This is a genomic window from Bacillus sp. JJ1773 (genome assembly GCF_036962035.1).
GTDB lineage: Bacteria > Bacillota > Bacilli > Bacillales > Cytobacillaceae > Cytobacillus.
In genome coordinates this window covers 127039-134359 of record NZ_JBALNX010000033.1, presented here as the reverse complement: position 1 = coordinate 134359, position 7321 = coordinate 127039, and the positions used below count along the sequence as shown (strand labels likewise).

The following is a 7321-nucleotide window of genomic DNA, read 5'->3' as shown; positions in this document are numbered from 1 at the left end:
ACAAGCTGAAGAAGGCACAGAAAATGCAGAGTCAGAAGAAAAAACAGATGATGCAGCAGAAGAAGCCCAAGGCGAAGAAGTAGCAGAACCTGCTGATGATGCACAAGCTGAAGAAGGCACAGAAAATACAGAGTCAGAAGAAAAAGCAGATGATGCAGCAGAAGAAGCCCAAGGCGAGGAAGCAGCAGAACCTACTGACGAAGCGAAAGACGAAGAAGCCACAGAAACTGAAAATACTAAAACTGACGAAAATGTATCAAATGAAAATGATGGATTATTTGAACAATGGGTAGTCGGAACATACCAATCCATCAGTAGTAACTATCAAAGTCTTATTGAATATTATCAAAAACTCATTGAGAAGCAATTTAATCAAACAGATTCTGAAATAATAGCTGAAGAGGAATCACAAGAAATTGAGGCAGACCCGTTATCGGATGTACCAGTGGATACGGGCATTGAAAATACGACTGAGTCAGAAGAAGCTACAGATACAGCTTTAGAAACAACTGAGGAAACCCCTGTCTCAGATGAAACGATTCCTTCTGAGGATGATGCAACAGATGGCCCGGTTGATTTAGGAACAGATGAAGTTGTAGATAACCAAGACTTAGTAGAAAATACGGAAGAAGATCAAGTAGTAGATCCAGCACCTGTTCAAGATGAACAAGAAGCAACAGATGTGGAAAATGATGAAGTTGTAGATAACCAAGACTTAGTAGAAAATACAGAAGAAGATCAAGTAGTAGATCCAGCACCTGTTCAAGAAGAACAAGTAGCAACAGATGTTGAACATGATGAAGTAAGTCAAGAAAATGATCAAACAGATGCAACAGAAACTAACAGCTTCAATAAATTCTCTATTATGGATAAATTGGTTGGATACTATAAAGATTTAGTGACTGCATACTCTAGCTTTATGAATTTTTTCAAATAATGCTGTGCCGCTTCCGGTGATACATGTCAAGAATGCACACTATGAAGCGTCTCTGACGATTGTTTTGAGAGATTTCCCTTTTTTGATAGTGTACAAGCTTTAACGGAAACATATAAATTAGATAAGGAAAGAGAGATTGAGGGGGCATTCCCCCTCCTTCAATCTACTTTTATTAGTAACGAACGAGAGGCTATAGAGGCCTCTCTTTTTTCTAGTTATCTATGCTTTGGTGGAATAAATACCTGTGAGAAAACCAAGTTTTATTCATATGGACATTATAGGACTGAATATCCTACCTTGAAGGCGTATTTAATGAGTATGGGGAAGTTTGGAGGAAAAGGGGGGTATTTATTGATGGATATAGGTCAGTGGAATGGTTACCTTGATGCTATTGATGCTTCTTTAGAGAAAGGGATGGCTGCTAAGGAAGTCGTTTGCTCCATTACGACGGGTTTCCGCATAATTCCTTCGTTACGGAATGCACCAGGGCTGAATCCGTACCATGCGACTGTAGCTGACATCGGCTACGGTTTTGATGCAGTCAGAGGAACGATTAGGCGGTTCCGCAATGGAGAAACGATTTCGCTTGGAAAAGAAATGCTTGTTTTGGATCTAGATACATTGCGCATTAGTGAAAAACAATTAAGCCCTAATTTTGAGCTAGTAGCAAAAAAAGCGACCCCTGAAAACTATGAATTAATCGAGCAAAGTCGGTTTTTAAACCAGCAAATAGCACACCATACTAATGAAGCTAACAGGTTCGGCAAGGCTCTTTTGGGGAAGGAATGGAATGTGATTCTGAAACGCGTCCAAAACGTTCAGGCCATTCCGCGTCTTTAGTAGACTACTTAGGAGGTGAAAAGGAATGCCGCATCAAGCTTCTGTTCAGATGAGTGAAGAGGAACAACGGCTTTTATTAGGTTGGTGGGAAGCAACGGAACGAGGGACAATAGTGGTAAAACGCTTAGTTTCGTTAATGACGGAACTAAGGCTGAATCCTGAATCAAGCCGTGCAGATGGAATGATTTTGCTTTATCGTGCCGCATCTGAGGTTTCCTACGGTTATGCAGGGATGAGGGGCTGTATTCGCCGTGCTTTTACACCTGAATATTCCGAGTTTCTTCGGAATAATATGGTCAGGTGCCATAGCTTTGCACGGAGATTTTCTGTTGATACAAAGGTTCTTCTGGAACGAGTCGGTAAACAAATCAGCGGGGCAAGCGCGATGAAGATTGTAGACGGCATCCGCGACACCCTACTTGAAAATGACGCGATGCTAACAGAAATAGAGAATAAAATGAATCAGTTTTTTGGGAAGGAAGCCTTTCAATCATTGCAAGCTAGCCATATGCAGTCCATTACGCTTCCTCCTTCCCAATAACCATCAGCATAATGGGGACGTTAAGTTAGCCCTTGTTTATAAATCTAGTCTACATGGGGAACCTGGGACAAGAGGTCATGTCTTTTTGCAATAGGATAGCTTCTTCAGCGTGCTATCGTAACTTTAATAAGCTGAGGTGGGAAAATGAATAAAAAAAGGTTTTGTACGTCATTGAACATAAATAAGTCGGGCTGCACCTCAAGGATGCAGCCTTTTTCTATTCTTCAATAGAACCTTACCTTTGACTTTTTAAAATAGGAAGCCCTTGGTCCGGTTCGTATTTTTCTAGTATTTTACTCCTCGTAATTCAGCGTGGCAGGATCGGTTTTGCCAAAAGTCAGATAGAATGGAAAATTTAATTTTCCTGAAGAAACAAATACATCAAACGATCCGCTTTCAACATCGTAGCGCCGTACAGAACCTGTATCTGGTCCGTCTCCTGAAATGGGGACAAACAGTTTTCCTCCCGGCCCGAACAGAATGGCCTGCGCGAAGGCACGGGGCTCTCCAACTACATCAAGGTCAATCTTTTTGATAAACGCGCCAGTTTTACCTTCAAAGACTAGGATTTTGTCGGTGTCATTTTCATCTGCCCGGAAGCTGGTGATGTAGAGGTTACCGTCCGAACCAAACACCAAGCCTTCAGGACGTTGGAGGTTGTTGACGTTATTGCTCGTAATGAATACATCAACTAACTCCAATGTCTCCGGATCGAAGCGCAGCACCCAGCCATTAAGCGGATCAGGAATGTTACGGACGGATACATACAGCAAGCCGTCTGGTCCGATAACTAGACTGCGTGGAAAAAATGGTCCATTGAATCCAGAGTGGTCGAGACTGCCTAGAAATTCCCCTGTAGTGCCATTATAGGATCTTACTTCTCCTGGCTGAAACCCTTCATCAGAGCTAGGGCCCAATAAGTCTGCCACAAACAGGATATTGTTGTTCGTGAGAATGATGCCTCGCGGTGTAAACGAGGCGCCTTCTTGGACAGAAGTGACGAGTTCACTAAGAAAAGCACCAGTCTTTCCATTATACTTCAACACGTTTCCGCTCTCCTCGGGTTGATCTGCTTTTGGATTGGAGACAAGGAGATTGCCTAAATGGTTAAAAATAAGACCATTTGGGCCGTTTAAGCCACCGCTTCCTGATGTTACAAAATTGCCATGGAATTCCCCGGTAACTGCGTTGAAACGTTTCACGGTGTTGTCACTTACATCACCAATATAGAGGAAATCTCTGCGAATACCCAAAAAAACCCTCCTTCTAAAAAGTTTTAAGTAGAAAAATAACTTCTACCTACTTTAATTTATTCGTATGAGAGCTTTTCCGTAATGGACAATCTTCTTGATTAAATAACACAATTTCGAAATTATGCATTTTTAAATTCTCTATTAACAATAGTAAATGAAAAACTTTCTATAATAAGTTTCGTAGAACAGTAACAAAGTAACGGCTAACCAAAACCTTTCTCCTTTCAAGAAGCTAGGTTAAGGATTCGGTTTTTGAGTGTACCTGGTTCTTTTTGGTGAGCTTCTCACTTTTTCTCACCTTTTAAATAGTTTAAAATTATCATATAATAGTAATTATATTAATCTATAAATTAATGTGTTATACTTATAAGTGAATGTGATATACTATAAATAAATGTGATACACTGCGATAAGTTTATTATTGATACAGAATCGGTGTGGACTAGGTCGCGCCTTCGCTTGGTATGGCGCTTAAGAAGGAGAGCCTGCATCCTTTCTGCAAATTTTGGGAATAAGGGATGGTTAAAATGAGCAACAGCGAAACTAAAACTGACGTCATCTTAATTGGTGCCGGAATCATGAGTGCGACTTTAGGGACACTTCTGAAAGAATTAGTACCGGAATGGGAAATTTCAGTGTTTGAAAAGCTCGAAAATGCAGGAGAGGAAAGCTCTAACGAATGGAATAATGCGGGAACAGGGCATGCAGCATTGTGCGAGCTTAACTATACAAGCGAAAAACCAGACGGATCTATCGATATTAGCAAGGCTATCAAAATTAATGAACAGTTTCAGCTTTCTATGCAGTTTTGGTCTTATCTTGTAAACAGAAAGCTAATCAATAATCCGCATGACTTTATCATGTCATTGCCCCATATGAGTATGGTACAAGGGGAAGAAAATGTAACTTTTTTGAAGAAACGTTTTGAAGCGCTTTCAAATAATCCATTGTTCAAAGGGATGGAATTTTCTAAAGACCCAGCAAAACTAATGGAATGGATTCCGCTTATTATGGAAGGCCGTACATCGAATGAACCTATTGCAGCAACAAAGATTGACTCTGGAACAGACGTTAACTTTGGTGCTTTAACACGTATGTTGTTTGACCATTTAAAAAATCAAGATATTGAAGTTAAATACAAACATCAAGTTGAAGATATTAAACGGACTAGTGATGGTCTATGGGAATTGAAAATTTGGAATATGGAAACCGGTAACATCGAACGCCATACAGCAAAATTTGTCTTTATCGGAGGCGGCGGCGGCAGTCTGCATTTACTGCAGAAAACGGGCATTCCCGAAAGCAAACATATTGGCGGATTCCCTGTAAGCGGAATTTTTCTGGCATGTAACAATCCAAAAGTTGTCGAACAACATCATGCAAAAGTGTACGGGAAAGCTAAAGTTGGCGCTCCACCGATGTCTGTTCCGCATCTTGATACAAGATATATTGACAATAAGAAATCGTTGCTATTTGGACCATTTGCCGGCTTCTCACCGAAGTTCTTAAAAACGGGATCAAATATGGACTTAATCACATCAGTAAAACCAAATAATGTTTTAACGATGTTGGCGGCAGGCGCAAAAGAAATGTCATTGACTAAATACTTGATCCAGCAAGTGATGTTATCAAAAGAACAGCGTATGGAAGAATTACGAGAGTTTATTCCGATCGCTAAATCTGAGGATTGGGAATTAGTAGTAGCGGGTCAACGTGTGCAAGTGATTAAAGATACGGAAGCTGGCAAAGGAACGCTTCAATTTGGTACGGAAGTGATTAATGCCGCTGATGGCTCGATTGCTGCATTACTAGGAGCTTCTCCAGGTGCTTCTACTGCTGTTCACGTTATGCTTGAGGTCATAAATAAATGCTTCCCGCAACATGTGAAAGAGTGGGAACCGAAAATTAAAGAAATGATTCCTTCTTATAGCATGTCACTTATGGATAATCCGGAGCTTCTGCACGAAATTCATACTTCAACAGCAGAAACGCTTGGTTTAGTCGAAAAAGAACTAGTTCATAGTTAATTTTTTGGACGGAATAAACATATAGAACCTTTGATCTATCTACAGATTGAAGGTTCTTTTTTATACTCATCGTTTTCGCGCTATTCATCACCCTTAGGTTATATGCCGTTTCTCATTCCATATACATATACTACTTTGATCAAAAAGGAGTTTATAAAATGGGAATGAAGGGCCGCATTACATTTATGACGTGGAATCTTTATGTAGGTGCAGACTTGGGACCTATTTATACTGCGGAGTTTAATGAACTTCCACAACGTGTAACCGAGGTATTTCGTCAATTTCTAGCGACTAATTTTCCTGAACGTGTGAAAGAAATTGCCCGTCAAATTGCATTGAATAAGCCTGATATCATTGGATTGCAAGAAGCGGAACTATGGCTGCTGCAAGTAATGCCTGTACCGAGTTTACCTATCGTAAAATATAATTTTATTAAATTGCTGTTAAAAGAACTAAGAAAAATAGGATTACATTATGAAGTCGCGGCCACTAATGATAACGCTGCAGCATCACTGCTTTCTAGTGAAGGGAATTCAGTATCTTTGTTGGACAGAAACACCATTTTAGTCCGAAAGCAAACCGGGTTGCACGTTATTCAATCCATATCAGAGGAATTCCAAGAAAATCTGGAAGTTACCATTGGGGGACAACTCTTTCTGATTGTTAGAGGATGGTCATACATTGATGTTAAAGCAGATGGACGTGTTTTCCGGGTAATCAACACCCATTTGGAACCTCTTTCTGAAGGTGGCCAAATTGCGCAAGGGAACGAAATACTGAATGGGCCCGCAAAAACCAATCTTCCGGTGATTGTCCTTGGAGATTTGAATTCGGATGCTGATGGCACTGGTACACCAACTTACGGAAATTTTAGATCAGAAGGATTTGAAGATGTCTGGGAAGAAGCAGGTCAAGGGGCCGGATTTACTTGTTGTCAAGACGCGGATCTGTTAAATGGTCTATCCTTACTTAATAGAAGAATAGACTTTATTTTATTTAATAACGGCTGGATGCCAATTCGTGCAGAATTAGTAGGGGAAGACCAAAGCGATAGAACCCCAACCGCCCTCTGGCCTTCTGATCATGCTGGAATGGTTGGAATTTTATTTTTACCGTAATCATTAGTTTTTTGGAACTTTTCCTAGTTTAAATTTGGAAAAATGAAAAGCTGTCGGATAATTGGATCCGCAGCTTTTTGCTATTAAAACGTAAAGCGGGAAACTTGTTCATCTCCGATCATTAGCCCGTCTATTTCTTGGAAACCTACTTTTTCGTAAACACGCTTTGCATGTTCATTAGTTGGTTCATAAGACAGGGTGATGGTTTGATGGCGATCCTCTTTCATATTCCTAATATCGTCTATTACAAGTTGAATCGCTTTCTTTCCATACCCTTTCCCTTGATGATTTTGATCAATCATTATGCGATAAATCCAGTACTCATGGTCGTCTTCGTCAATTCCGTAGAGTGTAAATCCAATCATTTCCTCGCCGTAAAAAATTCCTTTTGCGTGGAAGTTTTCAAGGAAATTCAACTGGGCCAATGATACCGCATTAGATGCCACAAACTTTATTTGATCTTCCCGGACACGCAGCGAAATGGCCTTACGCCAATTGCCTTTTGTAATCGTTTCTAAATGCAACATATGTCAACCCTCCATTTCATTATCAAAATTCCATGATAAAATAACGCTTTCTATTTATTCGGTATAAACGGATCATTT

General features: G+C 40.2%; 6 protein-coding genes and 1 pseudogene. 5 read left to right on the top strand and 2 right to left on the bottom strand.

The window, feature by feature from the left end:
• The 3 genes and pseudogenes from V7127_RS09230 to V7127_RS09220 all read left to right on the top strand — a co-directional run.
• Window positions 1-937: pseudogene (locus tag V7127_RS09230) on the top strand (hypothetical protein); the annotation flags it as partial.
• Between the two features lie 354 nt (window positions 938-1291).
• Complete coding sequence (locus V7127_RS09225; protein WP_335485190.1) at window positions 1292-1777, top strand: hypothetical protein; 486 nt, start codon at window positions 1292-1294, stop codon at window positions 1775-1777.
• A 25-nt stretch (window positions 1778-1802) separates the two neighbouring features.
• Window positions 1803-2318 carry a hypothetical protein gene (locus V7127_RS09220; RefSeq protein WP_335485153.1) on the top strand — a complete coding sequence of 172 codons (516 nt, stop codon included), beginning with the start codon at window positions 1803-1805 and terminating at the stop codon, window positions 2316-2318.
• Window positions 2319-2611: 293 nt separating this feature from the next.
• Here the strand turns inward: V7127_RS09220 and V7127_RS09215 are convergent, their stop codons facing one another.
• Window positions 2612-3571 (bottom strand): hypothetical protein, encoded by a 960-nt coding sequence (locus tag V7127_RS09215; protein WP_335485150.1) that lies wholly within the window; start codon window positions 3569-3571, stop codon window positions 2612-2614.
• Window positions 3572-4098: 527 nt separating this feature from the next.
• Here V7127_RS09215 and V7127_RS09210 point away from each other — a divergent pair.
• Both V7127_RS09210 and V7127_RS09205 read left to right on the top strand, forming a co-directional pair.
• On the top strand, window positions 4099-5598 hold the full coding sequence (locus V7127_RS09210) for a malate:quinone oxidoreductase (RefSeq protein ID WP_335485148.1): 1500 nt from the start codon (window positions 4099-4101) through the stop codon (window positions 5596-5598).
• 158 nt (window positions 5599-5756) lie between these two features.
• Window positions 5757-6716: an endonuclease/exonuclease/phosphatase family protein gene (locus V7127_RS09205; protein WP_335485145.1), complete on the top strand. Its 960-nt coding sequence runs from the start codon at window positions 5757-5759 to the stop codon at window positions 6714-6716.
• 83 nt (window positions 6717-6799) lie between these two features.
• Here the strand turns inward: V7127_RS09205 and V7127_RS09200 are convergent, their stop codons facing one another.
• Complete coding sequence (locus V7127_RS09200; protein ID WP_335485142.1) at window positions 6800-7243, bottom strand: GNAT family N-acetyltransferase; 444 nt, start codon at window positions 7241-7243, stop codon at window positions 6800-6802.
• Window positions 7244-7321: the final 78 nt, after the last annotated feature.